Origin of the sequence: Paraburkholderia sp. 31.1, assembly GCF_014397645.1 — a bacterium.
In the GTDB taxonomy this organism is placed as follows: Bacteria; Pseudomonadota; Gammaproteobacteria; order Burkholderiales; family Burkholderiaceae; genus Paraburkholderia; species Paraburkholderia tuberum.
The window spans coordinates 1-25380 of sequence record NZ_VZQN01000030.1; the positions used below are offsets into that span (position 1 = coordinate 1).

The window sequence follows — 25380 nt, forward strand, 5'->3', positions numbered from 1 at the left end:
AATTTCCGCTTCCGCGAAGCCGATCTGCCTCTTCATCCTCGTGAGTCCGTTCTGTGAGCTGCCTTCTATAACGTCTTCGGCTACGTGAGCGATGACCGCCGAGTTCCATTAATCAGCGTTTCCCTAACGCAACCCCGAGGAGCACAGAGCCCACTGCAGCCCCATTCGCTGATTCCGCTTGGCCGGCGACCTGGGATTGCGCGTACTGTTTGCATTCCTCCTGGTTCTGCTGGAACACCCGGAACGGTATGGTGGAACCAGGCATGACTTGAACGGTCGGTCCCAGCGGCGTGCTCGCGCAAGCACTAAGTACGAACAGCGTGAGCGCCACCACAGAGATCGAGTAGTTTCTGGTTGCACGGCGCGCGCCTCTGCGCGCTTCCGCGCCTACAGTCTCGAAAACGCCTGGCGCGACCGCATGCGAAATCCGACTCATCGCATCGTAGAACGGTACCTCGACCGTGGCAGACCACGTGAAATCTTTATGCGCCTGGCGTGCGACGGACGGCGCCTCGATATCGGGCCTTGAGATCGGCTTTCCGGTAAGTCCCGCGTGCGACACGACATCCGCACGATGCCTCAGATCATCCGCGACTTTCGCGTTCGGGCAAGGCGAATGCGCCACGATAGGCGCCGTCGCGTTATCGAACGCAAATTCTGTTCTCGACCTAACCTTGGCGGCTTCCAGTTCTGCACGCGCGGTCTTGACGGGACGGAGCATGAATTCAGGAATTCGCACGCCAGTGCGCGCTGCGAGCGAGATGCACATCTCGCAGCAGGCGATGTCATTCTTCAAACTCGAGCCCGGCGTCTCGTCGTCTGGCGCGCCGCCGTTCTTTCCTTCCACCGAAGACGCAGAACTCATAGGAACCTCCACTGCCAGGATTCAATTGCCTCAAACCCATTTGACCGTTGCTATTTCGCGAACCACAGCGTCTTCACGGGTTCGTGAGAAAGGGGCGTACCCACGGAGCGTACAGCCATAAAATCGAAACAGAGGCCTGTCGTTTTTAGTTCTGTCGTATGTGTTACCGGATCGGTGCATCAGCGCTCGTCCCCGGAGTGTCGTTCATGCACGCCGGGAAGCACGGCAGGCGCAAAGGATTCGTCACGGATGCGATGCTCAGCCACACGGGCACGGGCTCGCTTATGCGCGCCATCGAACGTGCACCGCTCAAGACTGTCCAGCCGCCCGCATAGCGGTTTGGTCTACGACGTTCGAACTAGTCCCGGACGGACGACGTGATTTTGCCCGCGCACTTCAAGGTGCGCCGTTCCGCGGTCACGCATGAGCGGCCTCATCCGGCCGGCGTAATGCCCTCGGCTAATTCGCGTTCAACGCGATTCGCGCCCCCTCTTCTCCACCATGGTCAGCCCTCTGCGACGTCGGATGTAGTTCGTTTGGCCGATTGGCGCGCGTTTTCCGGACTTCTACTCTGTAAGCGTCTCGAACGGTGCGCTGAATCTTTGGTGCATCCATGTCGGGACGATGGCCTGCCATGGGTCCGCAATCGATGGGCAGGCTAAACACAAATGGATCGACTCAAACAGGCAACGTCATGACCTTCCTTACAGAGTTCCATATCGCCCGGTTGTTCGCCGACAGGCATTGCACCCGTCAACGTGATCTTGCCGATCGTGACAACCATAACAGCTGCTGGCGATGCGCTTCGTCTGTCACGAATCGCACAATCACCTGTTCTTCGATCGCGAGGTCGCGACGCTGTATCGCCCTGGTCGTTTCACACGGTGTCAACGCGAGCGACGTGGCACGAGCGCAATTGGCGACATGCTACTTCGCTGATATTTTCCGGAGAACGTCATGGCCGCGTTGAGCTACCCGGACGGCGCCGCAACCGATGATGACGCCGCGACACTAACCGATCTCTGGCGTAGGCGCACCAGTCTTTCCGGCATGGAGATGGGCTGCATCTATACCCTCATACGGCGTGCATTGCGTGGATATCATCCGTCCGAATTGCGGGCGCTTTCCGAAGACAAAGACGAACTCGTCGCCCAGTTCATCTTTTCGCGCGTGCTGAGACTGGATGCCGATCACGACGCGCCGCACGAGCCTACTCTAAACGCGCCCTTCAACGCCTACGTGATTTGCAGTTATTTCCGGCGCTACCTGATTGACTGCCTACGCAGTGCCAGGCACCGGCGCAACATCTCGATCGAGATCGATGGCGTTTCCGCCGAACTCGATACCCATGCGCTACCGCTCGCCGATCCTGTCGAATCAGTTCTCGCGGAGTACGGTCTCAATGAATCGCGAACGCGGCAGGCCGCGTGTTCATTCGTGCGCTCACTAGATGAAGCAGACCGAATCATTCTTGTGGGCACCCTGGGGGCGTATTGCGGCATCAAAGGGGGACTCAAGGGCATCGCGGATCAGCATCGCCTGCCGTCCTATCACTATCACGCGCGAAAGCTCGGCGTCACCATGAAGAAGTCGGCGAATCCGGAGGACTTCGCCAATACGAAAATCGGCAGCTGGATGAGAGATACGTTAGGCATCGAGATCATCGCCGAGAACCGGCCTGTCATTCTGATCGTCCTGAATCTGCTTGCTCTCGATGCGCACGAGTGACTCGCAACGTCGCCGCAACTGGAAGCGCAAGACATTGGGGAGCGCGTAACAGGCCGCTCGCGGCCCACAATACCGCAATCGAGGCTTCAGATGAAAATCGTTGAAGAGCAGTCCCTGCGTTATCAGGTAGACAAATGGCTCGCGCCGACGACGACGCGAAGCGTGCACGTCATCGTCTTCAGCCGGACGTGTTCGGACAGAAGGCGCTATGTGTGTGTCGAATCCTGTCATCCGATAAACTCGCATGCGCTCTTCTTCTTTCGACATGACGACGGCTGCTGGAGAGTTTTCCCCGCGCTACCGGACAGGCCGCAGTTCAATGTAGAGCGTCGCCCAGCGTGAGTGAGCACGAAAGTCCTTCGGGTCGACTGGTTTCGCACCGTCACGCACCGGAAAAGTCAGGCGCACCAAGTCGACCTGAGGGTGATGAACCTCATCCGCTCTGCGCGACTCAACGGTCACGAACCTCGCGCATATCCGAAAGACATCCTGACGCGCTTGCCCACTCATAGCGCGAGCGGCCTCGCGGCATTGCTGCCACATAACTGGCGGCCGCTTACTTGCATCGGAGTCGAAATCCTGATCTTGCGCCCGCCTGGCCTGAACGTTCAATTTCACCCGGCCTGCTTCGATTTGTGAAGGCCTCGACGCGATACGCACTGGACTGCGGACGCGTCGAGCGCTGTCCCATTCCGGCGCGCCTCGCCGGTCTACTGTCACTGAAGGAGCACTCAACCATGGCCTACATTTCAGCGTCATTCGTGAACGGACACGGATCAAGCGCCCAATATCAGATCTTCGATACCGCGCGCGACCCCGCCTCGCCGGCGCCCGTCTACAACGGCTACCTCGATCCAGACGCCTCCACCGGCGCCCTGCAGATCTATAGCGACGACGGCATCTACGGCAACGTGACCTATCTGCGCTCGGACGGCTACAGCCAGGTTCAGTCCAACATCACAGACGGCTCGGAAGTCCGAATGAACTGAAGCGAGTCGTTTGTTGGTCTCTAAATTCACTACCGGCAGGAAAACCGCTCAATAGCAACAGGAGTCGCTCATGGAACCGCTTGAAGGAATCGATATTGACAGTGCTGTCGCGCAGGCCCAGTCGGGGAATCTCTCCGACTTGCCCGTCTGGGATGTCTGCCTGACCTACAAGGGTGCATCGTACAAGACGCTCCAGCTCGCCGCGCCCTCTCCCGAAGACGCCGCGACGACCATGGGCCAGATCGTCGCGCTGCTGAACCAACAGGCTCAGGCGAACAGCTACGAGCCCGCGTTCGGCTGGGCGATCGGCATGTGCCCGGCCTGAGCCCCCCAAAAACCGGCGCGACAAATCACGGCCGATGGCATCTACAATGCGTGGTCGCGCAAGTGGCGCGGGATGCTGCTAGTGACCAATTCCGCCAATGCGCAGCAGGTGATCAGCTACGATGGGCTCGGTGTGGACGCCTTCGAGGGATGTACGGCGCTCCTACTGGGCGCTGGAAGCGCTGCGGCGGGCGCCATCGTGACACAAGCGACGCTCCGGTCAAGCATAGACACATTGCTCGATTCGATTGATTTGCCGTAATTGTGGGCGAATGAACGGCTCGCAGCGGCTCTGCCGAAATAATGGTCCAGCTGCCGGCACGAACTCACCTCTGTCGTGGCGGCATCAAGCCTCTCCCGACCTGCGAAAGCACATCCCGCCGCAGCCAGATTGCCTAAATCGCAGCGATGCCGCTCTCGATCAACTGCTGCAGGAAAAGCGACTGCGTGCGTCCTTTCACGTCCTGCGACCTTTGCGCGAGCTGGGGTTCACGCGGACCGCGATACGATCGTGGGTGTGGGTCCGGTCCAACGCGGCCCGAACCGTTCCCATGACCTCGCCGCATTCGGTCAGCCGGTTGCGCGGGCTGTTGATCTGCATTGCGCGAAATTTCACCAGTTGCTGCCGCATCCGGTGCAGCGCCAGAACAGCCCGTTGCGCTTCGGTCTCTATCCGGACGGCATCGGCCCATCGGACCCGTCCCGAGACTGAATCGTACGAACACCACAGACGTTAGAAGATGAATCGGACATCGCATCCATATGCACGCCTTCCGATTGCAATCGTTCTCAGCGTGTCGACTTGAAGATTCTGCTTTAACTCAGGACTTCGTTTCACCGGCTCAACCGCACCGCGAAAAAAACAGCTGATGCGCACCGTATTCGCGAACATCGTGGTCTCGCATCTGGCGTGCGAATCGGTGCCGGCCATGACTGATCCTTGAAACGAGGTTGCGCAGAGGCCGTCCGATCGGCGACTCGCGCAATGTGGCGGTTCGCACGCGCCAACGAACGTCGTATTGGCATTGGCGAAGCACTCTTTAAACCTGATTGCCGCTAATTTCTGGCGAGTGCTTCAGCGCATGATCGACGCTTTCTGAACACAGCCACTTAAGCGTTGACCGTACCTCCGAGATCGACGCCTTGGCTGTTTAGTTGAGCTATCACGAAATCCGGAACCACATTGCTAGCGAAAAGTCCCTTTAGATCGTCGAATGCGACCGAACCCATGCAGGCAATGCACGCGCTGATGTAAACTCCAACCGCGACCGCCGCCACCTGACCGAGTGTTGCCAGAACCGCTTCGTCGACCCCTGTGACTGCACCCGCAGCCAATAACGCACCGATGGTCACTTCCGCACCGCCAGAATTTTCCAAGGCATTGTGAAGTTTGTCCAAAAAATCAAGTGCCTCGTTTGCATCCTGGACGGTTGGAACAGGGTACCCACTGCCTTGCATGCACTGGGCCCAACGATCAGAAAATGCACTCATTTCTACCTCCAATTTTCCTATGTTGCAATGAGTCACGCTGCGCACGGCAGATTGACTGGATTAAACTGCAAAAGTACTTACCCATCGAAACGATTTTATTATTACGATTGCGATGGTTGAGACGATAGAAAAACACCTGATCGTCGTTACGTTAACGATTGCCGAATCGACGCTTTTAACAGCACGGACGCGATCCTGTCTCCTGATTCACTATTTGGCTTGTCACGCATGAAATGTCATTTAGAAGTGCGACGTTATCGAATACTTTTTTCACGCAACGAATCGTAGGTGCGCATCGCGCCGCACATACGACGATAGGTGGAATCAAAGCGATGGATCCAGTGGCGTGATGCGGACGAGCATCAGCGTATATTCCTCCGCGGCAATCTGCCGGAACTTCATGTCGATCACGGCCATGCGCTGTTCGTCGGCGACATCCGGAAAGAGCCGCTGCGCGGCATCCTTCAGCACGATGTCTGGACGCGCGACACACGGCAGATCGTTCGATGCCGTCGAATCCAGCGCCTTCACCAGCAGATAGACCGGCACGACATCCGCGAGTCCGATGGGAATCAGCTTCAATGCCGCCTCGCCAAAATGGCGCCGCACGATCGCCTGCGAGCCGAGGCGCAGCATGTAGCGGAACGGCATTCCCGTGCGAATCGAGAGCAACACGGGATCAACTGCGGCCACCTGCTCGACCGAATTCAGGCCTTCGGCCTCGAAGGTCGCTACGATCGGCAAGGTCACGCCTTCGAGTGTGAGCAGCTTGTCGGGCGCGTTGTCCTTCTTCTCCGTTTCTGTGATCTGGGGAAAGCCGAAGCGGCGTATCAGCTTGAGCAACGCGTCGACTGGAAGGGTCCCCAGCGCGAAGGCCATCGCGGCGCGCGCGACGTCGGGATGCGTAACGTTGTTGACGACCAGCGCGAGCGGAACCGCGAGAAAAATGCGCAGCGCGTACCAGTAGACGTCGGCGACGTTGAGCGACTTGCGGCGGATGGAGAGCACGGAATCGCTCACGACGAACATGAACGAACCCGCGAACGACGCCATCAGCACGCGCTGGCTGATGCCGTAGATGCAGCCGGCGGTTTCGCTCGCGGCACACGGTCGCACATCGAAAAAGCTCGTGCCGACGAGCCCCGCCGCGGCATAGACGACAACGTGCAGGATGAAGACGGCGGGCACGAACGGCATCAACCCATATTGCTCGTGATAGATGCAAGCGAAAAGACGTTCGCAGATGTCGAGGCGCTCGTCGGCCATGCGCTGCCATTGCGCCGCTGCCGGCCACGGTGCGGGCGGAGACGCTTGCAACGCGCCGCCGCACTCGAGCGAATAGATGAGACGCTGCGACCAGAAGCGTTGCAGATACGCCGAAAGCGCACTGCCTTTCAGGCTGTTCTGGAACTCCCGATAGCGCGTGAACCAGACCAGGCTCAGAAAGACGATGAACGGCGTGCCGGCCATCATGGTCGTCAGCGCCCCGAGTGAGACGACGAGCCTAAGCGACGCCCCTGTGGCATTCACGACGTAATGCATGAACGCCGCGCCGCCAACGTTGATGCCGATGAGACCCACGCTCAGCATGACCGCGCGGCTCCGGCCCGTGAGGTGGCGTTCGGCGAGCGGGCTCGGTTTGAGCGAAGTCGATGAGGTCGGCAATGAGAATGTTGCGGTGGACATGGCACGGCTCCTGATACGGCGAATGCAACGCTGTTGACGCTGAACTGCTGCTTGCTTCGGATCGCGCGCAGGCGAAATCGGCGGTGGTGCCCGGATGCGGGTGCGCCGGTCACCCGGCCAGCTCGTCGTCTGGCTTGCGCCCAAGCGACTGTGAGTCGAGCTTCGCGTGAAGCTTCTTCTTTTCTTCCTCGTCCTCCGGTCCCGGCGCCTCAAGTTGGCACATCAAAGTGCCGTGACCGACTTTCATCGTCGGATGCCGGTCCCTGCCTATTTCTTCCTCCGCGCGCACGGCGATCTGACTGTCCAACTCGCCCGACTGATCCTGCTTCATCACCGCATTCGCCATTTGATCCGCTTCCACCTCATGCGGATCGCTCGGCTGGCTGACGGTCAGCTTGCGCTGGATGCCGCCGGTCTGCTGCACGACATGCGTGAGCTCGTGCGCGAGCAGCTCGCGCCCCCCCGACGTGCCCGGGTTATATTCGCCTTGCCGGAAGTAGACGTCGCGCCCGGTCGCGAACGCACGCGCCGAGAGCGACTGGCTCAACTCGTTCGAATTCGCATCGTGATGGATGCGCACGCCCGAGAAGTCCACGCCGAAAGCCGTTTCCATGCGAGTACGCGTCGAATGATCCATACCGCTGCCGCCGCCGCGCGAGGAATCGATCGAACGCTCGATCGCACCCATGTCGCCTGACTGGTTATCGCCGCTCGATGCACGGTCGATCACGCGCCCGACAAACTGATTGCCGTAGCGCATTTGCAGTTTGAGCAGCGAGCGCTGCGCGGATGCCGTGTCGATCTTCATCGAGCGGCTGATCGCACCCGCATGCGCTTCCGCGCACGACGCATTGGTGACGCGGCAGGACAGGGCGTCGACCGCAACGCGCGCGATGGACGCACTCGGTGACAACGAGTTGCCGCCACTCATCGCGCGTGTTTCATTGCGCCGCGCGATGAGTGCGGAAAGCCTCTTGTTAATCGATTCTCGGTCCATCATTTTTCACTCCTATCCAATACTTTTTCATCATTCATCAAGCGATCGTGTCAAATATCACATTCGACGCTGCGCTCGCTTTCGCGCCGGAAAATACCTGCTAAAACTCTATACAAGAACTGCCTCGCGCGCGCAATTATCAGTAATGCCATCCATCCGCGAATTACGCCAGCGCCTCGCTTTATCTCGCTCTTCAGGGTCCTCATAGAACAGCCTCTTCACTCTAACCTGTCCTGTCGCGTTTACTAGCACGGGCGCTGCTCGTGCGGTGAAATTCGATCTCATCTTCAGCGATATGGAGTCCCTCATGGACAAAATCACATTCATGGCTGCGACGGGCAGCTCCGAAGTTGGCACTGACCTCTGGCTCGACGCGGTGCAAGCCGCGATGGAGCGTTTCCAGATCAACACTCCCGCACGCCAGGCTGCCTTTCTCGCGCAAGTCGCGTACGAAAGCGGCCGGTTTCCGCCGCTGCCCGTGTCGGAAAATTTCAATTACTCGGTCGAAGGCCTGCAGGCAACTTTCCGCTCCCTCACGCCCGGGCAATGCGCGAGCCTCGGACGTCAGGCGGGCGAGACGCACGTGCCGCCCGAGCGCCAGCAGCAGATCGCCGACCTCGTGTACGGCGGGCGCTATGGCAACGACCCCGCCGCTTCGGACGACGGCTGGAACTATCGCGGCTCGGGGCTCATCCAGTTGACGTTCAAGGAGAACTTCGCGCGGGCGGGTGAGGCGATCGGCGTTGATCTCGTCGCCGATCCGGACCTGGTGCGCAATGACGCCGCCACCGCCGCGCTGGTGTCCGCGTGGTACTGGCAATCGCACGGCTGCAACGAACTTGCCGACGCGAACAACTTCTCCGCCATCACAGCGCAAATCAATCCGGCGCATGCGGGCGAGACCGGCCGTCAGGAAGCGTTCCAGCTCGCGAGCAACGCACTCAACGCGATGCCCGGCACCGAGCAGAGCGGCATGGCCGTCGTGTGACTCCCAGGAGGCGGCGGCGGGCTTCATAACCATGCCTATGTCAACGCATGAGTGAACGCACCGTCGCCAACGAGCTTACCCATCTTCTGATACTCGCGCTGCGTCGCGGAAATCAGATGACTCATGCGGATCATGTCGCCATCGTCCGCGGCGAGAAACGCGGCGGCCAGCGCGACGTTGCGGATGTTGCCGCCGCTGAGGTTGTAGCGGCGCGCAATCAGCGCGAGATCGAGGTCCCGATCGCGCGGCGTGTGCTCCGGCAATATCGCCATCCACATGCGCTGCCGATCGCTCTCGGTCGGCAGCGGAAAGTCCACGGTGAATTGCAGGCGGCGCACGAACGCCTCGTCCATGTTGCGTCGGAAATTGCTCGCGAGAATCGCGACGCCCTGGTATTCTTCGATCCGCTGCAGAAGGTAGCCGACTTCGATGTTCGCGTAACGGTCATGCGAATCCTTCACGTCGCTGCGCTTGCCGAACAGCGAATCTGCTTCGTCGAAGAAAAGGATCGCGTTGGCGGTCTCGGCTTCGTCGAAGATGCGCGCGAGATTTTTCTCCGTCTCGCCGATGAATTTGCTGATGACGAGCGACAGGTCGATCTTGTACAGATCGAGCCCCAGCTCATTCGCAATGATGCCAGCCGCCATCGTCTTGCCCGTTCCCGACGGCCCCGCGAACAGGAACGTCAGCCCCTTGCTCGATGCGAGCTTCTGCTCGAAGCCCCATTCGTTGAACACGCGATTGTGGTACTTGACGTGATTGCAGATTTCGCGCAACTGCACGATGCGGTCAGCGGGCAGCACGATGTCCTTCCAGGTGAAGCGCGGCGTGATTTTTTGCGCAAGCGCCGCGAGCGCGCGGTTCGAATTGAGTCGGCACGCGTCGTAGAGATCCTGCGAAGTGATGCTGCCGCTCCCGTGGTCTGTACCCTTCGCGTCTTTCGCGCGCCATGTCGCGAGACTCATCGCCGAGCGCCATGAATCGTCGATCTGTCCTGGCGTGAAGCGGAATTTGGTGGCGACGCCCTCGAGATCAAGCGTCTCGGGTGCGGCGCCGTGCGCGTGCGCAGTCTTGCGCCACAGATGCTCGCGCTCCGGAATGTCCGGCCGCGCTAGCACGACAGCGAAGAAGCGCGCGCGGTGCAATGCACTGCCCGGCAACCACGAGGCTTCGCCAGCGAGGAACGACAATGCGACTGCTTCGACCGCTGCGAGGCACGCGCGCAAGGCGGCGTGCTGTTCATGCGCGAGCAGCGCATCGAAGGCGTCGATGTAGAGCACCGCATCCGCGAGGCGCGCTTCACGGGCGATCAGCGCGAATTGCGTGTTGAGGTTGACGTCCGCATCGGCGAGCAGCAGGCTCGCATCGACGCACAGGAACGGCGCGCCGCGTTCGCGGCAAACCGCGCGAGCGACCGTGAGCTTGCCCGCGCCCGCCGGGCCTTGCAGATGCACAGCAATGGCCACGTCATGGGTCTTCTGATGCGCTAGCGCCTTGAGGCCGTGTAGTGTCGATGCCGGAAGCACGAGTTCGTCCAGCCCGTGTCGTGGCGCTTCGCTTCGCAGATAAGGCGCGATGCGCGCATCCGGTGCATTCGACCCCAGCAAATACGACACGATGCGCTCATCGATACGCAGCAGCTTGCCGATGAACGGCGGCGACGGCCGTGACGCATCTTCGAACACTTCGATGATCCGTGAGCAGCGCAACGGCGCATCGGCGAGGAAATGTTCGCGCGCGACGATCCGCTGCAATGGGTCAGGAATGAGAAGCGCAAGTACCAGATCGATGCTCGGACGCGTGCGGGTCACGTCGTCCTGCAGATACGCATAGAGCTTTTCGTATCGCGTGTCGAGCTCCGCCGCGAGGCAGACCAGCAAGATATCGATATCGAGCGGAGCGAGCGAGAACATCGTCGCAAGCCTGGCGAGGCGCAGTTCGGTGCCCGCTTCGATCGTCGCGCTTTCGTGCTCGGCGATACCGCGCGCGATGGCTGTGTGATGCTCAGCATTGGGCGACGGATCCAGCAGCCACGCGGGCATTGCGAGCGGCGCGGCAAGCAGCGCGTCAACCTGCTGTTCCGAAACGTAGAGGCCGCGGAATTGCTCGTCTTCCCGTTGCACGGACCGAAAACGCGCCACTTGCGAGCGGATCTTGAGGTCGATCTGCTCAAGTCGCGCAAGCAAATGCTCTAGCGAAGACTCGTAGCAAGACACAGCCATCACCCCCCGCCAGCCGCTACATGCAACAGCGACGGATCACATGTCACTTCGATTGCCACGAGCGAGACTCTCACATACGCTTCGCTGCGAATCTCGATCGACAACGTCGACGTTTCCAGGTGCAAGTCGCCCTCCTTGACGTGCCAGGTCTCGTCATAAGGGCCGCTCTTGATCTCCTCTTTGAGGAGACTCTTCGCAACGTGCTTGCGCGCATTCGCATCCCACCCGCCGAGAAACAGTTCGACCGACAGGCGCGCATCGTTGATTTCGCCGGCAACGCGCAAGCGCAGCACGCGCGTGACGCCCGGCGCGAGCGAAATCGCCATGGTGCCGGCCGCGCCTTTGTTGTTGGGCTTCTCATCGATCTCGCGATGCGCCCTCGCCTCGGTCGGACCGACGCGAAATGGCGGCGGTGCAGCTTCCTGGTCGGCCGGCAGAGGTGTCGGGCGAAACGGCATCCGCAGCCAGCCGCGCTTCAGATGCGTATCGAGGGACTCGGCGGTGACGGAGCCCGGTGCGAGCAGCGTCTTCATGTGCCGACGATTGGTTGGCTTGATCGCGTGCGCGCTCACATGGCTCTTGTCGTCGAGCTCGATGGTCGCGAGGATCACCGCCGCCTCCACCGCGCCTGGCTCTACCGTCACCACGCCATAACACTTGCGCGTGTTGCGTTCGCCGTCGTCATTACTGGCTGAAGAAACGTCGTCTTCCTCATAGTGAAGGCTCACGACGAGAACCGCGTTCGCTTCATTCGACGGCAACTGAAGCTTCTCCTCGTGCCTCAGGTCGATTTCATGCCCGAGTCCGTCCACGGCGAAGCCCGGTGACACAACGATCTCATTGCCGCCCGCATGCCTCACTTCCAGCCCATGCACTATGCCCCAGCCGTGCAGATTGAGGTTGTGGCGATAGCGCGCGTTCGCGTGGTAGCGCTGCTCGTCGCGAAAGTCTTCCTCGTTCAGTAGTTGCCCCCGGTAGTACGCCGGTTTCTTGTGGATGAACTGTTTCTTGTGCATTTGATGTACCTCTCAGCCTTCGATCGGTTCCCGCCGATCGCGGGTCAGCACCAACTCGTATTCCGTATGCGCGGGTCGTGCGAATTCGACCACCGCGCGCACCCGCTCTTCCAGATCACGCGGCCCGCCATGTGCCCCGGCAGAAGCGCGCTCGTGAAGGCGGAACTCGACGCGAAACCGGTACGGTTCACTCACCGCGAGCTCCGTATCCACGCCGAGATGCGAACGCCCGATGACGAACCCACGCACCGGGTTCTCATCGATCGACGATTCGCCGATCTCGCCGAAGCACAGAGCAAGCAGCTTTTCCATGTAATCGCGCGTGCCGCGTCTGCCGTAGAGCGGCACAATGCCGGCCACGATGTGCCGCAGCTCATTTGCAGAGAAATATCGATACGGCGTGAACGCGACCCACTGCGCGAGCCACGGCAAGAAGCGATCGGGCGCGGGCGGGCACGCTTCATTCTGGATGCTGGCGGGCCCATTGATGGTTTGCCGGCATGCGCTCGGCTTCACGCCGAGCGGCGCGAAAAGACTCGGAATCGCGTCGATCTCGTCGGCGATGGCAGGCTCGTTCGCGTTGCCACTCGCGAGCAGCATGCGCTCGAACGCGGTGAGCAGCGCGCGCAACTGGTTGCCGCCGGTGCCGCGATAGATCGCGGGGAGCGCGGCCAGCAAGCGCCCAGCGGTGTCATTCATGGCCGCCTCCCCGATGACGCATCCGACGCGCGCGATCGTTCACGCCGGCATCGATGAGCGTCACGTGTGCGCGCGACACCGTCAGCCGCAGTTGCTCCCAAGGCTTGAGCAGCACCGAAGCGAGCATGCCGCCGCTATCGCGTACGAAGCGCGCGAACGCGTCATCGGACAGATGCGCGGGGCCACCGAGCACCGTGTCGACGCCGATCGTCGCCACTGCGCCTATCTGCACGCCGACGCCGCGCGCCTGCAGTTGAGGGTCGCTCGTCGCATCGAGCACGGTGACGTCCTCGACATAGTCGATCCCGGGCGCGGCATCGATTGTTCTCGCGATCGACGCGAGCTGGAGCGTGCCGCCGAGGCTCACCGCCTTCGCGTTGCCAAAGCGGCCCGCGAGTACGTCGTCGATGCTCACATGCGCCTCGTCGAGCGATACGCCTGGCAACGGCGCCACCGCGAAGGCGATCGACACATGCAGCACGGCTGGCGCAACGACCGAAAGTCGCGTCGTCAACAGGGACCGCGACGCGAGATCGCGGCTCACTTTTTCGCGCACGTGCATGGCGACGTCGTCGGGCACATCGGCGGGCAGCGCCAGCACGACGCTCACATGTCCGCGTGCCTGCCTGCTGGCGTCGGTTCCATGCACCCGCTCACCGCCCAGATTGACGTTCGCGATGCAGCGCGCGCCGATCGCACGACCCGGCAACTCAAGCGCCGCCGCCGCGCGGGCGAAGCGCTCGAAGTCTGCGGGTGTGATCGCGCATTCCATCTGCGAGAGCGCGCTCACCGTGTCGCCGATGGCGCGCGAAAGTTCGGCGGCGAGATCGACCACACCGTCGGGCTGCGTGACGAGCGGCACGATATCGTGATGCGGCGCGCCCTTCAGCAGCCGCAGGAATTGCAGCTTCGCGGCGGGCGTGACGCGGCCGATGCGATACAACAGCGCATCTGTGAAATAAGCGAGCAACTCGATCAGCGTGACGCCCGGATCGGACGGATTGTGGTCGGTCCATTCGGGCGCATGCACCGGCACCAACGCCATGCCTTCATGCACGAGCGTGTCGTAATCGCGCTCGACGACAATAGGCGTTTTCGGCGCGCTGAAACCGGTATCGACTGCGGGCGTGGACATGATCAGCGGCTCGCCTGGATGAAATGACTGCCCGCGCAGATCAGGAAATCACCGCGCGCTCGCACGCCGGGTCCGGGCTCGATGAAGCTCAGGCGCAGCGCGCGCACTGCCTCGATGCCTTCGATCGCATCGAGACAGGCCAGCAGATCGGAGGCATGCGGCTCGACGCCGAAGCGCCAGCCGTGGCCCGCGTCACCGCCCCTCAACGGATGCAGATACGCATCGAAGCGCGCCGCGCAAGCCACGCGCACGCGCTCCGGCGACGCATCATCGGCGACGGCAAGTTCGGCATCGACGCAGACTTGCACGTAAAGCGGCCCCGCCAGGACCAGTTCGACGCCCGCCGGCGCGCGCGCTTCCAGATAGCGCTTCACCGCCGCGAGCAGTGCGAGCGTCGGCTGCGGCGCGCGATCCGTGCCGTGCGGCACGACGATTACGCTGACGACGCCGAGCGCCGCCTGTCCGCGCGCGTCGCCGGTCGACACGTCGCGCCCGCCGATGCACGCCGAGCGCGCGACTTCCGGCGACGCGCGCAGTGCGAGATCGGCGTAGTCGTCGCGGCAGACCGCGCGGCCGCGATGACGCAGGCGCGCGAGCGACGCACGGCGCACCGCGTGATCGTCGGGAGCGTCCTGTCCGCCACTCGCCCAATCGCAATTCGCCGCCGAAGCGACATACGGCACCGTCGTGTGCAATTGCGTGATGGCCAGTGGCGGCTGATTGCCCTGCGCGCCGCCTCCCGCGCTGTAGCTGATGCGTACGTTGTTACCGCCGGCGGGAGGCATCCGCCCGCGCCGGCCATCGCCGAAGCGCAGGGTACCGGTCATCCCGTCCAGCACGAAGTCGCGCGCGTCGTGCTCGCTTGCCGTGAAATCGTCGACGCGATTCCAGCGCACCCAGTCGCGCGCCGAGCCGGTATCGGTTTCGCACACTTCGACGCGCAGCTCGCCGTCGACCACGGGGGCACGCGCGGTTCTAAACGTCTGCGAAGGGCGCTGCGTCGCCGAGCCGAGCAGCTCGTGTTCGAAGCGCAGCGCCTGCACGGCGGGTACCGCGTTGAGCACGATCCGGCGGATCGGCGGAGCGTCCTCGTCGGCTGCGTCGAACAGCACGCGCAGCCAGAGCAGCGCCTGATCGGCGTCGAGCAGCGTGTCGTGCCATGGCGCGATGCCGCCGTGCGCGATGCTCACCTGGACATAGCCCGGATGCCGCAAGCCGCCCGTCGTATCGATGGATTCGCAGTCGCGCCAGCCCTCTGCGTTCGATACTTGCCAGCGCGGCTTGTCCGCGCCGTGGCCGGAAGCTTCATCGTCGCGATAGATCGCGCGCGCGCCGTGCTGCGCCATGCCGACATACAGGCTCAGATTGCGGCCAGCAAGCTGTTCAGGCAGCGCACGCAGTCCGACGTACAACGCGCGCGCAGTCTGATCGAGCGATCGAAACGGCTGGAACGCGGCTCGCTCGCCGGTCTCGCCCAAAGCCGGGCGCGCCCACGTCAGCCCGTTCTCGACGATGATCTCTTGCGGCGCCATCGGTCCCGCGTGCAGCGACATCGCAACGCCGATGCGCTCGATCGAAGGCGGCGCGTCCATCGGCACGGCGAAGTTTTCCGCCGATGTCGTGCTCACGCGATAGTTGCCCGACGTGAGCCGGGCGCGCAGCCAGCCTTCGGCGGCGCCGTTGATGGTCGCCGGAACCGCGTCGGCCGGCACCGCGAAGCTCACCGTGCCGCTCTTCGTGAAGGCCTGCGTGGCATCGTCGACGGAGACCGGGCGCCAGCCGCTTGCGGTGTGCGCTTCCCAACTCACACGCGGCGCGCCGTCACGGCTCACGGGCGGAATCGGCGAGGCGCCGGGCGCGGCATCGGCTGGATTCGTCAGCTCGATTGTGAGCACGACGCGCGCGCCCGCCACGGAGAACGCCTTCGACGCCAGATAGAGCACGTCGTTAAAGCGCGGCCGCTCGCCAAACGGATAAAAGTCGCGCGTCAGATCGACGGGCACGCGGTTCGACAGTGCGGTATCGAGCGTGGCTGCCGTAAGCGCGCGATCAGCGGAAATCGCGAGGCCGGTGATCGTCGAGCTGCCGGTGCCGGGCGCGTTCGCATTGGCGCGCAAACGGCACGTGAGCCAGCCGTTCTCGACGCCGTGCAGCTTGCTCGCCTGCCACGTTGGCGGCGCGCTGAAGACGACAGTTCCGCTCTTCGTGAAGCCGTGCGTCGTATCGCTCGACGGATCGAACTGAACGAAGCCATCTGGCCCGCACATGCCCCATTGCAGCGAAAGCGGTTCTGTCGGCACCTGAGCGCGCGCGATCCGCACATCGAGCGAGAAGCCGGCGAGATCGGGCGCGCAGAACAACGCCCGATGCCCGATGTGCATCGCCCGCACGATGGGCTGCGCATGGGTGCCAAGCGATTCGCCATCGCGTAGGCCTTGCGGCGAAACGGCCGCGCTCGCATCGGCGAGTGTGCCCGCGTGTGCATCGACCCAGACGGCGCGCATGGCCTCCGCACGCAGCACTTCGAGATCCGCCGTGGTCTGGAACACGACCGGCTGCGCCCGCCCGCCCGAGCCCGGCGCAGCGACTTCGGTGAACTTCGGGACCACGGGCACGGGTGCGCCCTCGCCCGCCTGCGCCGCCTTGAACGCGAGAGGCGCGTACGCGGGCGTGGCCGGCTCGCGCCCGTTTTGTCCGCTGTCGAGCATCTCGACGAACGCGGCCAGATGCGCGACGGGCGCCGCGTTCAGGCGCTCCGTCATCACCGCGCAGTAGTGCGCGAAGACGCGCGTGAGCGCATGCCGCAGCGGATCGGCGGCGCTCGCATCGTCCCCGCTGTCGCGAAGCTCGAACGCGTCCGAGACCACGGCGTCGATCGCGGCCGCCGTGCGTTCCTGCGTCACGAAAGGTGCATGGGCGAGCGTCACGTGAGCGGCCTGTCGAGGTAGAACGGATAGACGAGATTGAAGCGGTTGTCCGTGAGCCGCACGCGGTAGTCGATTTCGATTAGCAACTGCTCGCCGTAGCCGCCCACGCCCGATGCCTGCACCTGCATCACGTCGATGCGCGGCTCCCACTTCTCGAGCGCCTCGCGCACATGAAACTCCGCCATGCCCTGGGTGGATGGCCCATTCACGCTAAACACCAGGTCGTGCAGGCCGCAGCCGAAGTCCGGGCGCATCACGCGCTCGCCCTTCGCCGTCGAAAGGATCAGGAAGATCGATTGCCGCACGCACTCCTCATAGCGCGCGACTCCGATGCGTTCGTCCCTCAGCGCGACGGGGAACTCCCAACCGACTCCTAGCACCTGTGCTGGCATGTCCTTCCCCTCCTTAGCTGTTGATCTTCACTAGCGCGCCGGAAATGCTCATCGGCCCGGTGGATGTCATGTCGAGCGTGGACATCGCGCTGATCTTGACGTCCGCCTTCGAATCGATCTCGATGCCGATGCCTTGGAGCGTGAGTTTGCCCGCCGCCGAGCGGATCGAAATATCGCCCCGCGCCTCGATCGCGATGGTGTTGCCCGATGCGCTGATCGTGATCTTGTTGTTGCCGGTCTTGTCGATGATCTCGATCTTCTCGTCGCCCGCCGCATCGGACAGGCGCACGATGTGCCCACTTCTCGACTTGAAGCCGCGGTTGTCGTTCTTGCCGTTGGCGTTCGATTCATGTGCGACGTCCTTGCCGTTCCACAGCGAGCCGACCACGAATGGATGTTCGACGCTGCCATGCTCGAACGCGACCAGCACTTCGTCGTCTACTTCGGGCAGAAAATACGCACCGCGCCCGTTGCCGGCCATCATCGTGGCGACTCGCGCCCAGTTGCTCTCGTCGTCCTGATTGAGCCACGGAAAGCGCACCTTGACGCGATGCATGCCATCCGGATCCTGATTGTTCGTCACGACGCCGACCACCACGCCGTAATAGCGCCCTTCGCTGCCAGCGTGTGCGAGCAGGCTGTGCAGAAGTTGGTCGTGCATCATGTCGCGTTCCTCCGCGCGGCGAAGCGCACGCGATAGCCTTTCTTGAGCGAAAAGCGCTGCTCGGTGCTCGTCACGTAATAGAGCCCGCTGAAGCGATCGCCGAGCCCTTCGATTTTCACGACGATGCCCGCGCGCATCCGCGGATCGCCGATACACACGCCATCGCCACGGATATAGCCGAGCGCCATTTCGCCGAAGCGCTGCTTTGCCATCAGATCGGCATCGGCCTGGTTCTGCACAGGCGCGCACACGCTCGCGCCGCCCGATCTGCCGAAGATGCTTGCCACGCTCGACGGTCCCGACTTCTTGCCCGCCATCAGGCCGGCTTCGTCTCCCGCGCCCGAGCGGCCGACGATTTCCTTCTTGCTCTTCGGGTCCCAGCCTTTGACAAGCACTTCCTGCACCTGCCCCATCGTCGACATGCGCGGCCGGAATTCGAGCAGCTCGATCTCGGGCCGCAGCGTGAGCGTCTCGCTCGCGTCGATCTTGCGCGGGCGATAGATCAGCGAACGGTCATCGACGACCACTTCGTAATGGATGCGTTTCGCGCGTGCGAGCAGGAATTCGAGGTCCGTCTGGTTGTGCTGGAACACGTAGGGCAACGTGACCTTCGAGTCCTCGACTTGCGGTTTCAATCCCGCGCCGCCCGCAAGTTGACTGGCGATGTCGCTGTCCTTCACGTTGGTGTACGAGCGCGTCTTGCGCTCGCGCATCAACCGATGACGCCGGTCGTAACCGCGCACGGTGAGCGTCGGGGGCGCGTTTTCGAGAAAGGTCGGTTCGAGGCCGGTGATCTCGCCGCTGAAGATCACCTGCCGGTGGTCGCGATAGCCGATCTCGATCTCGACGGGATTGCCCTCGCGAAAGATCGCTTCGTCGACCCACTTCACTTTCATCTGCGCGGTGTCGCAGCAGGTCAGCGAAAACGTGAACATGCTCATCGCATCGACATCCTCGAGCACGCACACGTCGATCAGGTCGGCCGTCGCAGCTTCCGGCAGCGGCGCGCCATTGATCTTCAGTCCAAACTCGGGCGCGAGCGTATCGAAGCCGGTGCGCGCGTTCACAGGATGTCCTCCGCTCTCATGACGCGCGAGGCGCTCGGGCGCACCGGCGGCAGCAGGATCGTCGAGCCTGGCGCCAGCGCGAGCGGATCGTCGATGCCGTTGGCCGCCGCGATGTCACGCCAGCGACTCGCATCGGCATACTCCTGCGCGGCGATGCTGGCGAGCGTCTGCCCGCGCCTGACGGTCCAGACCTTGGCGACGTCAGCGGACATGAGATTCTGCTTCTTGCGATCGTCGATGTTCGAGCGCCATTGCTTGAACGAGCATTTGAGCGTGGCGCGCACGGGCGTGCCGAGTTCGGTGAACATCGTATAGTTCTGATCGATCTGCATGAGCACGCCCTGGAAGAATACCGCCTGCGTGCCCCATTGCAGGCGGCACACGGGCGGACGATGCTTATCGCCCGCCACAGCCGCGAGCGCGAGCAACTTCTTCGTTTCGGCGAACACGCTGTCCTTCTGTTCCATGGGCTTGTCCGAGTCGTAGGTGTCGAAGAACAGATCGACCGAGAGCGTCGCCGGGTCCCCGCTCGTGTAATGCAGCTCGGGGGTGTCGCGCTTGGCCGCGTTCTGACTTTGCCAGCTCACGGAGCGCGAGACCGACAGCGTCTTCGGGTTGAACTTGACCTCTATGTTGGTTTCGCTGTGCTCGTCGAAGCGCACGTCCTTCTCGCCCTGGCCGACCTCGACCTGAATGACCATCTTCGCTAGGCCCATGATGTATACCCCCGGCGTTCCTGTTCGATGGCGAGCTTGTCGAGGATCAACTGCCAGGCTTGTTCGGCGATTTCGCTGGCGTCTGCGCCTGGGTTCGCGGCTGAGCCTGCGGCTGCCGTTGCTGGTGTGTCGGCGCTGACGCTCGCGGTCGGCGGAGTGCTGGCCGTCGCTGGGGCGCCAGCGTCGCGCGTGACGTGCGTAACAGGGGAAATCACGCCGTACTGCTCGGCGGCGCGGTCGATGAGCGCGGGGTCACTCGCAGGGCTTGCCGGTGCGATCCCGCGCTCGGTCCATGCCGCGACAGGTACTCCATCGGAGCATGTTTCGCGTGGGTCACGCGGCTCTCTAGCGACACGCAGCGGTAATCTGGCCGTCTGGCACACGGCGGCTTGCGGCTTGACGGTGACGCTCGTCGCTGGTGTGCGTTGCACGACGTTCATCGCGGGCTTGCGCGGTGATGCGCCGTCGACTGGCTTCGTGTGGATCGCGCGCGATGCGATTGCTGGCAATGACGGGGTGTGTCGGGGCGGCTGCCGATCGTGGTCGATCGCGCTCGCGTCCGTTGCCTCGAAGTGCGTGAGCAGCAGTTGCGCCTCCCGGCCGGTGGCGTTCGCACCTGTTGCCGTGGCGTGCGTAAGAGGCAGTTGCATTTGGCCGTCGATCGCACTTGCCTGATGAGTCGTCCAGTGCGTGAGCGGCCGTTGTGTTTGACCGTCGACGGCGCTCGACGGCCGCCACGTGGTGTCACGAACCGGCGTCGATGGATGCGGTTGGCGGCTTGCATCGGCGGCAACGCGAATCGAGCTCGAAAGCGGTGTCTCCTTCATGACGATCGATGCGCCCGCCGGAGGTTCGATCGATTGCGAACGATGCGAGACGACGGCATCTCGCACCGGAAACGCCTTCGGTTCGAGGCGCGCTATGGCTTCGCCTTGCGGCGCTTCGATGCGATCGGAGCGTTCGAATGCGCGTGCGAGAGGCGGCGGCGCCACCGCGGTGTGAGCGGCGCTTGCGATCGAGATGCGCGACAGAGGTGCTTCTAATGCACCGTATCGAGCCGAAGACCCGCTTGACGCACTCGATGTTCTCAATACACCCGGCGTGTTCGATGCAGCGGCCGTTCTCGACGCATCTTCTATCCTCGATACCTGAGCAATGTTTGACACGCTGTTGGTGCTCTTCGCATTCGATGCGCTCGACACATCAGGGCCGCTCGTCGGCGCGACGACCGCGCGTAGCAAAGCCAATGCCGCATGTTCGGGCATCGGCTCGGCGGCGCAGCAGGTTGCATGCGGCGTTGCCGGTTTTTGGGCGTGGCTCGAAGGCGCGCGTGCTTCCGTCGTCAGCATCTTCGACGCAGCGCGATCAGCGATGTAATTCGTCGCCGCAACAACCTCGTGCGCGCGAGCCAGCCGATCCACGCCGGCAGACGGCGCCGATAACGAAGACAGCGCTTGCTTCGAAACCATTGGTATCGGCGAAAGCGGACCCGCCGCGATGAGTTGCGTAGAACCGGAGGCGGACAGCACCGCACGCGCGAGCGGATGAGCCGCGAAGGGCGGCGCGGCACGCTCGATCGACGCACCAAACCGCTGAGCCGACCGCACAGCGCCTTCGACCGGAGCCCCACCCGTCGATGCACGCGCCACTGCACCACCACTTTCCGGCAAGATCGCGCAACTTGCGGCATCAGGTATGAGCGAAGCAATCGGTAGTTCGTGCGTGACCGTCATAGCCGCTTGCCGCATGACTTGCGCGTCCGCCAGACGATCCGTCGCGCCGTGTGCGTCGATGTCGGGCGCACCGACCGGCATCGACGGGCCACATTGCATCTGCCCATGTATGAAACTATCCGCTGCAGCAGACACCGCATCGTGACGAGCATGCTTATCCGGCGATATTTCGACACGCGCATGCTCGGGCGCACAAGGACGCCCGGACAAATCATGTGCGGCGTGCAGCACGATCGGTGACCCGATGCGAGCTACGGCCGCGAGCGCGATAGCAAGCGGCGTCGGCGACGTTCGCTTGATGGAGTGCGTCTCAGGTGCCGAACGCATGACCATGCCGGCAGACGGCATCGATCCGGATGAGGAAACCGGGACGCGCGGCACGAGCGATCCGGACGTAACAGGAGCGCTCGATGGGCCCGCATGGCCAGATGCATACCGGTCTGATACTTCCGCGCCGCGCGCCGCCACTTCATGCGAAGCCGCAGGGTCCGAACCAGGCGCGGCATCGCCGCCCGATTCCCGCGCGCGTCTTGACACGACGGCAGCCGCCTCAGCCAGATGCTTCGAGACCGCACGCTCGTCCTTCGCTGATCGGCTGTCCTGCCGTGCAGCGGCCGAGCCTTCATGCAGCAACGGGACGGCTACATCCGAAGCCGCACGCGTGGCGAGTTCGCCCGCCCCATCCGCGACAGCAGATGCGCTCGCGTCATCCCCACCGGAGCCGGAAACCGAAGCCACTCGCCGCGCCACCACGAATGTGCGCTGTACGCCTGCGCCCTGCCCACGCTCGCCTGCGCGCCGCATCAGCAGCTGCGAAAACTGCATATGACGCGCATGAAGCGCCTCGCCGAACGATACCCGCGCGCCATCGCGCGCCTGCGCCGACAGCGCCGTCGTCGTGTGCTGCCGCCACAGCGACGCGCCGAAGTTTTTATCGTCGCTCATAGCATCAATCCCTGATGTACGAGTTCGACCGTCTCGAACGCGATCGCCGAAGTCGCCGCGCGCAGTTCGGGGCCCGTCCACTTCACCGGGCAAGCCTTGCGGAATACCCAATTCGGAGCGTTGTCGTCGCCGTGCGCGCCGTTCACGCAGTTGATCGTGAGAGTCACGTCGCGGCGCTGGATGGTGCCCTTCATCACACCGAGATACCAATTCCAGAGATACGGAATGTCGCCAAAGCCGCGCTTGAGCACGATACGCGAGCTGTATTTCGTCGGCCCGGCGAGTTGATGCTCGCCGTTGTTCCATCCGCCCTCGCGATAAGTCTCGACTTCCGTCTCCATCGCGAGTCCCGACACTTCAGCGAATCCGGCGATGGTTTTCTGATCGATCATCACCGAATACGCGAAGGCCAGATAGAAGTCATCGGGTGTGGTATTGCTGGTCAGCACGACACTACTCCCATGGATCGCGCTCGCGGCGTTCGGCCTCGTCGTTGATCCGTTCGTTAATTTTCGCGACCTCGCTCACCCAGCGCCGGCGCTCGCGATGATCGAGCGTCATCAGTTGCGCGTGGGGCCAGTGAACGTGATAGGCCAGGTAGGCTACCTCCTCGTACAACTGCTCCGGGCGGTAGCCTATCGCTCCCCCGTGGGGTCGACCTCCACCTCGAATCTCTTCTCGCAGCCAGGGCACACGACGGTCAGCCTGTCATGGCCATTCGTGTTGATGCGCCGATACAGATCTTCCAGATGCGCGAAATCAGCGGCGAACAGTTCCTCGATCACACGCGGATTGACCTGCGGCAAGTCGCCCAGACGCTTCACTACGCGCGAGAGCAGAATCACCGCGAGATAGCCGGGATTGCTCTGCACGCGAGGATCTTTCATCGGCGCGATTTCGTCGCTGGCGGTGGCCAGGCGCATCACGCCCTCGCGATGCACGATGCCGTCGGCATCCACGAAGCCGTGCGGCAGCGTGAAGCTGAATTCGGTCTGCATGTTCATTTGGTGCGATCCAGTCCTTCGTGCGTGAGCTCGATGGTGTCGATGGCCACTTCGTTCGCGGTGGCGTTGAATCCCGGCCCGGTCCATTTGGTCGGCCATGCCGCGATGAAGTCCCATTGCGCGACGTCGTTGCCTTCATCGTCCATCAGGATGATCGAGCCGTTCTGGCGCGCTTCCTTGATCTTGCCGTCCATCACCTGCTTGCGCCATTTCCACAAGTCGAGATCGTTGCTGATGCCGCGCTTCAACGTAATATTGGCGAACTTCTTGAGGCCCGGCAGCTTGTGTATCGTGAGCGTCTTGTCGTCCCCTTCGCGATAGTCGATGGAGTCCGTAGCCGCATCGAGCCCGGACACTTCCCTGAAGCCTGCCCTCTGAATACCGCCGATCTGCACGCGAAACTTGAAGCCGCGAAACGGGTCTCTACGTTCTCCGGTTGCCATGTTCCTCTCTCCTTCACACCGCCTGCGTTGATTGAAAGTCCATCCGACTCACACCTGCAACTCCGGTCCCGCCACGCTCACGCCATCGGCGCTCTGCGTGATGCGCACGATGACGAACTCCGCGGGCGCCGCGGCCGCGAGCCCCGCCATCGCGCTCACGCGACCCGCCAGGCGCTCCTCACGCGGATTGGTTTCCGCGTCACACTTTACGAAGTACGCCTCGGCCTGATCGCCGCCCTTGAGCGCGCCCGCGCGAAACAGATCGCTGAAATAGCCTTCGAGCCTCTCGGAAACGGCTTTCCACAGCGTGGGGCTGTTCGGCTCGAACATCAGATCGCGCAGGTGATATTCAAGCTCGCGCCTGATCGCGAGCAGAAGCCGCGTGACGTTGACGTAGCGCAGCTCGGGCCGGTTAGAGAGCGTGCGCGCGCCCCACACGCGCAAACCCCAACCCGGCCGCTCGCGCAGGCAATTGATGCCCGCCTGGTTGAGCGCGGCCTGATCGGTGTCCGCCAGATCGAATTCAAGATCGAGCACGCCTTCGAGCACTTCGTTGGCTGGCGGCCTGAAGACGCCCTCGCGCCGGTCGCAGCGCGCATAGACGCCCGCGATGTGCCCGCACGGCGGAACGCGCACGGTCGGCTGCCAATCCTGTTTCGCCGCAAACCTCACGATCGGATTCGTGTCGATCCACGGGAAATACAGCGCGCCGTGCTGCGCGGGCAGCGTCTGCCATTGCTTGATGACGGCATCGAGCGAGGCGCGCTTGCGCTCGTCCACGGCGATGTCGCCCCTCTGTTCGTCCGAGGGCATCGCATCGAGCACCGCAAATCGATTGCCCATGCGCGCGCAGTGCTCCATGGCACTCGTCTGCACCGCGAGGATCGCGTCGCGAGAGTTCGGCGAATCGCCGAGCAGCGGCGACATCGCATCCGGCACGCAGACGAGATCGATCTGCTCGACGTCCTCGAGAAAGCCGCCGTTCTCGAGCGGCGCCGCGAGCAGGCGCGCGGCTTCGTCGCCGCGCGCCGCCTGCAGGGGCACGACGAGACAGCGTTCGCCGCCGTTCTCGAAAAAGCCGCGCACCGCGTGCATCAGGAACGTGCTCGCGCCGATATCGGCGTTGAAGATGCGCGCGAAGCGTTCCCAGCGGTCGAACCAGAGCGCGCGCGGCGCATCTGCCGGAAACGCACCCGGTGCGACGAAGCCGATGAACACGGGCACGCCGCCGCTCAGTCCGTGCCGCGCCGCGAGCCCCCGCGAGCGCCACTCGATGTACAGGCCAGGCGTGCGCAGCGACTGCGTGCCCTGCTCAGCCAACGATTCAAGCTTCATGATCGGTCCCGCCG

26 protein-coding genes and 2 pseudogenes are annotated in these 25380 nt (G+C 63.0%); 8 read left to right on the top strand and 20 right to left on the bottom strand.

Annotation, left to right across the window (positions count from 1 at the left end; all coding sequences use genetic code 11):
* Window positions 1–112 precede the first annotated feature (112 nt).
* A complete protein-coding gene (locus F6X37_RS22605; protein ID WP_187612823.1) occupies window positions 113–865 on the bottom strand; it encodes a hypothetical protein in 753 nt (250 codons plus the stop codon).
* A 957-nt stretch (window positions 866–1822) separates the two neighbouring features.
* On the opposite strand from F6X37_RS22605, the gene F6X37_RS22610 reads away from it, so the two are divergent.
* From F6X37_RS22610 to F6X37_RS22625, 5 genes and pseudogenes are all read left to right on the top strand, one after another.
* The gene (locus tag F6X37_RS22610; protein ID WP_187612824.1) at window positions 1823–2593 is read left to right on the top strand and encodes a hypothetical protein; all 771 of its coding nucleotides are present in this window, start codon (window positions 1823–1825) and stop codon (window positions 2591–2593) included.
* Window positions 2594–2683: 90 nt separating this feature from the next.
* Window positions 2684–2935, top strand: a complete 252-nt coding sequence (locus F6X37_RS37020) for a hypothetical protein (protein WP_262419990.1) — start codon at window positions 2684–2686, stop codon at window positions 2933–2935.
* 81 nt (window positions 2936–3016) lie between these two features.
* Window positions 3017–3151 (top strand): annotated as a pseudogene (locus F6X37_RS22615) (transposase domain-containing protein); the annotation flags it as partial.
* A gap of 179 nt (window positions 3152–3330) precedes the next feature.
* On the top strand, window positions 3331–3582 hold the full coding sequence (locus F6X37_RS22620) for a hypothetical protein (RefSeq protein WP_187612825.1): 252 nt from the start codon (window positions 3331–3333) through the stop codon (window positions 3580–3582).
* Between the two features lie 70 nt (window positions 3583–3652).
* Window positions 3653–3907 (top strand): hypothetical protein, encoded by a 255-nt coding sequence (locus F6X37_RS22625; protein ID WP_187612826.1) that lies wholly within the window; start codon window positions 3653–3655, stop codon window positions 3905–3907.
* 528 nt (window positions 3908–4435) lie between these two features.
* Here the strand turns inward: F6X37_RS22625 and F6X37_RS22630 are convergent.
* The 4 genes and pseudogenes from F6X37_RS22630 to F6X37_RS22645 form a co-directional block, all read right to left on the bottom strand.
* A pseudogene (locus tag F6X37_RS22630) lies at window positions 4436–4588 on the bottom strand (IS110 family transposase); the annotation flags it as partial.
* Window positions 4589–5016: 428 nt separating this feature from the next.
* Window positions 5017–5397: a hypothetical protein gene (locus tag F6X37_RS22635; protein WP_187612827.1), complete on the bottom strand. Its 381-nt coding sequence runs from the start codon at window positions 5395–5397 to the stop codon at window positions 5017–5019.
* Window positions 5398–5721: 324 nt separating this feature from the next.
* Complete coding sequence (locus F6X37_RS22640; RefSeq protein WP_187612828.1) at window positions 5722–7083, bottom strand: hypothetical protein; 1362 nt, start codon at window positions 7081–7083, stop codon at window positions 5722–5724.
* A 109-nt stretch (window positions 7084–7192) separates the two neighbouring features.
* Window positions 7193–8083, bottom strand: coding sequence for a DUF4157 domain-containing protein (locus F6X37_RS22645; RefSeq protein ID WP_187612829.1), 891 nt, complete (start codon window positions 8081–8083; stop codon window positions 7193–7195).
* A gap of 304 nt (window positions 8084–8387) precedes the next feature.
* On the opposite strand from F6X37_RS22645, the gene F6X37_RS22650 reads away from it, so the two are divergent.
* Window positions 8388–9068, top strand: coding sequence for a glycoside hydrolase family 19 protein (locus F6X37_RS22650; RefSeq protein ID WP_187612830.1), 681 nt, complete (start codon window positions 8388–8390; stop codon window positions 9066–9068).
* Window positions 9069–9103: 35 nt separating this feature from the next.
* Here the strand turns inward: F6X37_RS22650 and F6X37_RS22655 are convergent, their stop codons facing one another.
* From F6X37_RS22655 to F6X37_RS22700, 10 genes are read right to left on the bottom strand one after another with little or no spacing between them, the layout of a single operon-like run.
* Window positions 9104–11290, bottom strand: a complete 2187-nt coding sequence (locus F6X37_RS22655; protein WP_187612831.1) for an ATP-binding protein — start codon at window positions 11288–11290, stop codon at window positions 9104–9106.
* On the bottom strand, window positions 11290–12306 hold the full coding sequence (locus F6X37_RS22660; RefSeq protein WP_187612832.1) for a hypothetical protein: 1017 nt from the start codon (window positions 12304–12306) through the stop codon (window positions 11290–11292). Before F6X37_RS22660 ends, F6X37_RS22655 begins: the two co-directional genes overlap by 1 nt.
* A 12-nt stretch (window positions 12307–12318) precedes the next feature.
* Entirely contained in the window at window positions 12319–13005 is a 687-nt protein-coding gene (locus tag F6X37_RS22665) for a phage tail protein (protein WP_187612833.1), read from the bottom strand.
* Window positions 12998–14140, bottom strand: coding sequence for a hypothetical protein (locus F6X37_RS22670; RefSeq protein WP_187612834.1), 1143 nt, complete (start codon window positions 14138–14140; stop codon window positions 12998–13000). Before F6X37_RS22670 ends, F6X37_RS22665 begins: the two co-directional genes overlap by 8 nt.
* Window positions 14141–14142: 2 nt before the next feature.
* Window positions 14143–17067, bottom strand: a complete 2925-nt coding sequence (locus tag F6X37_RS37645) for a putative baseplate assembly protein (protein ID WP_187612835.1) — start codon at window positions 17065–17067, stop codon at window positions 14143–14145.
* Entirely contained in the window at window positions 17064–17459 is a 396-nt protein-coding gene (locus F6X37_RS22680) for a GPW/gp25 family protein (protein ID WP_187612836.1), read from the bottom strand. The genes F6X37_RS37645 and F6X37_RS22680 overlap by 4 nt, the downstream gene beginning before the upstream one ends.
* 13 nt (window positions 17460–17472) lie before the next feature.
* Window positions 17473–18123, bottom strand: a complete 651-nt coding sequence (locus tag F6X37_RS22685; RefSeq protein WP_187612837.1) for a phage baseplate assembly protein V — start codon at window positions 18121–18123, stop codon at window positions 17473–17475.
* Window positions 18120–19190 carry a phage late control D family protein gene (locus F6X37_RS22690; RefSeq protein ID WP_187612838.1) on the bottom strand — a complete coding sequence of 357 codons (1071 nt, stop codon included), beginning with the start codon at window positions 19188–19190 and terminating at the stop codon, window positions 18120–18122. The genes F6X37_RS22685 and F6X37_RS22690 overlap by 4 nt, the downstream gene beginning before the upstream one ends.
* Window positions 19187–19906, bottom strand: a complete 720-nt coding sequence (locus F6X37_RS22695) for a CIS tube protein (protein ID WP_187612839.1) — start codon at window positions 19904–19906, stop codon at window positions 19187–19189. Before F6X37_RS22695 ends, F6X37_RS22690 begins: the two co-directional genes overlap by 4 nt.
* The gene (locus F6X37_RS22700) at window positions 19897–20556 is read right to left on the bottom strand and encodes a hypothetical protein (protein ID WP_187612840.1); all 660 of its coding nucleotides are present in this window, start codon (window positions 20554–20556) and stop codon (window positions 19897–19899) included. The genes F6X37_RS22695 and F6X37_RS22700 overlap by 10 nt, the downstream gene beginning before the upstream one ends.
* Before the next feature lie 505 nt (window positions 20557–21061).
* Here F6X37_RS22700 and F6X37_RS22705 point away from each other — a divergent pair.
* Complete coding sequence (locus tag F6X37_RS22705; protein ID WP_187612841.1) at window positions 21062–21283, top strand: hypothetical protein; 222 nt, start codon at window positions 21062–21064, stop codon at window positions 21281–21283.
* A 980-nt stretch (window positions 21284–22263) separates the two neighbouring features.
* Window positions 22264–22599 carry a hypothetical protein gene (locus F6X37_RS22710; RefSeq protein WP_187612842.1) on the top strand — a complete coding sequence of 112 codons (336 nt, stop codon included), beginning with the start codon at window positions 22264–22266 and terminating at the stop codon, window positions 22597–22599.
* Here the strand turns inward: F6X37_RS22710 and F6X37_RS22715 are convergent.
* The 5 genes from F6X37_RS22715 to F6X37_RS22735 are packed head-to-tail and all read right to left on the bottom strand — an operon-like array spanning window position 22581 to window position 25366.
* Window positions 22581–23033, bottom strand: coding sequence for a phage tail protein (locus F6X37_RS22715; RefSeq protein ID WP_187612843.1), 453 nt, complete (start codon window positions 23031–23033; stop codon window positions 22581–22583). The two genes, F6X37_RS22710 and F6X37_RS22715, sit on opposite strands and share 19 nt — an antisense overlap.
* A gap of 4 nt (window positions 23034–23037) precedes the next feature.
* Window positions 23038–23277 carry a DUF6760 family protein gene (locus tag F6X37_RS37650; RefSeq protein WP_316251992.1) on the bottom strand — a complete coding sequence of 80 codons (240 nt, stop codon included), beginning with the start codon at window positions 23275–23277 and terminating at the stop codon, window positions 23038–23040.
* Window positions 23220–23588 (bottom strand): phage tail assembly protein, encoded by a 369-nt coding sequence (locus F6X37_RS22725; RefSeq protein ID WP_187612844.1) that lies wholly within the window; start codon window positions 23586–23588, stop codon window positions 23220–23222. Before F6X37_RS22725 ends, F6X37_RS37650 begins: the two co-directional genes overlap by 58 nt.
* Window positions 23585–24031 carry a phage tail protein gene (locus F6X37_RS22730; protein ID WP_187612845.1) on the bottom strand — a complete coding sequence of 149 codons (447 nt, stop codon included), beginning with the start codon at window positions 24029–24031 and terminating at the stop codon, window positions 23585–23587. The genes F6X37_RS22725 and F6X37_RS22730 overlap by 4 nt, the downstream gene beginning before the upstream one ends.
* A gap of 48 nt (window positions 24032–24079) precedes the next feature.
* Window positions 24080–25366, bottom strand: a complete 1287-nt coding sequence (locus F6X37_RS22735) for a phage tail sheath family protein (protein ID WP_187612846.1) — start codon at window positions 25364–25366, stop codon at window positions 24080–24082.
* Between the last annotated feature and the right edge of the window lie 14 nt (window positions 25367–25380).

Coding starts and splice junctions, on each gene's coding strand:
- F6X37_RS37020 (WP_262419990.1), top strand. CDS start 2,684: ATGAAAATCGTTGAAGAGCAGTCCCTGCGTTATCAGGTAGACAAATGG.
- F6X37_RS22645 (WP_187612829.1), bottom strand. CDS start 8,083: ATGATGGACCGAGAATCGATTAACAAGAGGCTTTCCGCACTCATCGCG.
- F6X37_RS22655 (WP_187612831.1), bottom strand. CDS start 11,290: ATGGCTGTGTCTTGCTACGAGTCTTCGCTAGAGCATTTGCTTGCGCGA.
- F6X37_RS22650 (WP_187612830.1), top strand. CDS start 8,388: ATGGACAAAATCACATTCATGGCTGCGACGGGCAGCTCCGAAGTTGGC.
- F6X37_RS22620 (WP_187612825.1), top strand. CDS start 3,331: ATGGCCTACATTTCAGCGTCATTCGTGAACGGACACGGATCAAGCGCC.
- F6X37_RS22725 (WP_187612844.1), bottom strand. CDS start 23,588: ATGAACATGCAGACCGAATTCAGCTTCACGCTGCCGCACGGCTTCGTG.
- F6X37_RS22685 (WP_187612837.1), bottom strand. CDS start 18,123: ATGATGCACGACCAACTTCTGCACAGCCTGCTCGCACACGCTGGCAGC.
- F6X37_RS22695 (WP_187612839.1), bottom strand. CDS start 19,906: ATGGGCCTAGCGAAGATGGTCATTCAGGTCGAGGTCGGCCAGGGCGAG.
- F6X37_RS22660 (WP_187612832.1), bottom strand. CDS start 12,306: ATGCACAAGAAACAGTTCATCCACAAGAAACCGGCGTACTACCGGGGG.
- F6X37_RS22735 (WP_187612846.1), bottom strand. CDS start 25,366: ATGAAGCTTGAATCGTTGGCTGAGCAGGGCACGCAGTCGCTGCGCACG.
- F6X37_RS22705 (WP_187612841.1), top strand. CDS start 21,062: ATGTTTGACACGCTGTTGGTGCTCTTCGCATTCGATGCGCTCGACACA.
- F6X37_RS22670 (WP_187612834.1), bottom strand. CDS start 14,140: ATGTCCACGCCCGCAGTCGATACCGGTTTCAGCGCGCCGAAAACGCCT.
- F6X37_RS22680 (WP_187612836.1), bottom strand. CDS start 17,459: ATGCCAGCACAGGTGCTAGGAGTCGGTTGGGAGTTCCCCGTCGCGCTG.
- F6X37_RS22710 (WP_187612842.1), top strand. CDS start 22,264: ATGCAGCAACGGGACGGCTACATCCGAAGCCGCACGCGTGGCGAGTTC.
- F6X37_RS22635 (WP_187612827.1), bottom strand. CDS start 5,397: ATGAGTGCATTTTCTGATCGTTGGGCCCAGTGCATGCAAGGCAGTGGG.
- F6X37_RS22700 (WP_187612840.1), bottom strand. CDS start 20,556: ATGCAACTGCCTCTTACGCACGCCACGGCAACAGGTGCGAACGCCACC.
- F6X37_RS22640 (WP_187612828.1), bottom strand. CDS start 7,083: ATGTCCACCGCAACATTCTCATTGCCGACCTCATCGACTTCGCTCAAA.
- F6X37_RS22605 (WP_187612823.1), bottom strand. CDS start 865: ATGAGTTCTGCGTCTTCGGTGGAAGGAAAGAACGGCGGCGCGCCAGAC.
- F6X37_RS22665 (WP_187612833.1), bottom strand. CDS start 13,005: ATGAATGACACCGCTGGGCGCTTGCTGGCCGCGCTCCCCGCGATCTAT.
- F6X37_RS22730 (WP_187612845.1), bottom strand. CDS start 24,031: ATGGCAACCGGAGAACGTAGAGACCCGTTTCGCGGCTTCAAGTTTCGC.
- F6X37_RS22610 (WP_187612824.1), top strand. CDS start 1,823: ATGGCCGCGTTGAGCTACCCGGACGGCGCCGCAACCGATGATGACGCC.
- F6X37_RS22625 (WP_187612826.1), top strand. CDS start 3,653: ATGGAACCGCTTGAAGGAATCGATATTGACAGTGCTGTCGCGCAGGCC.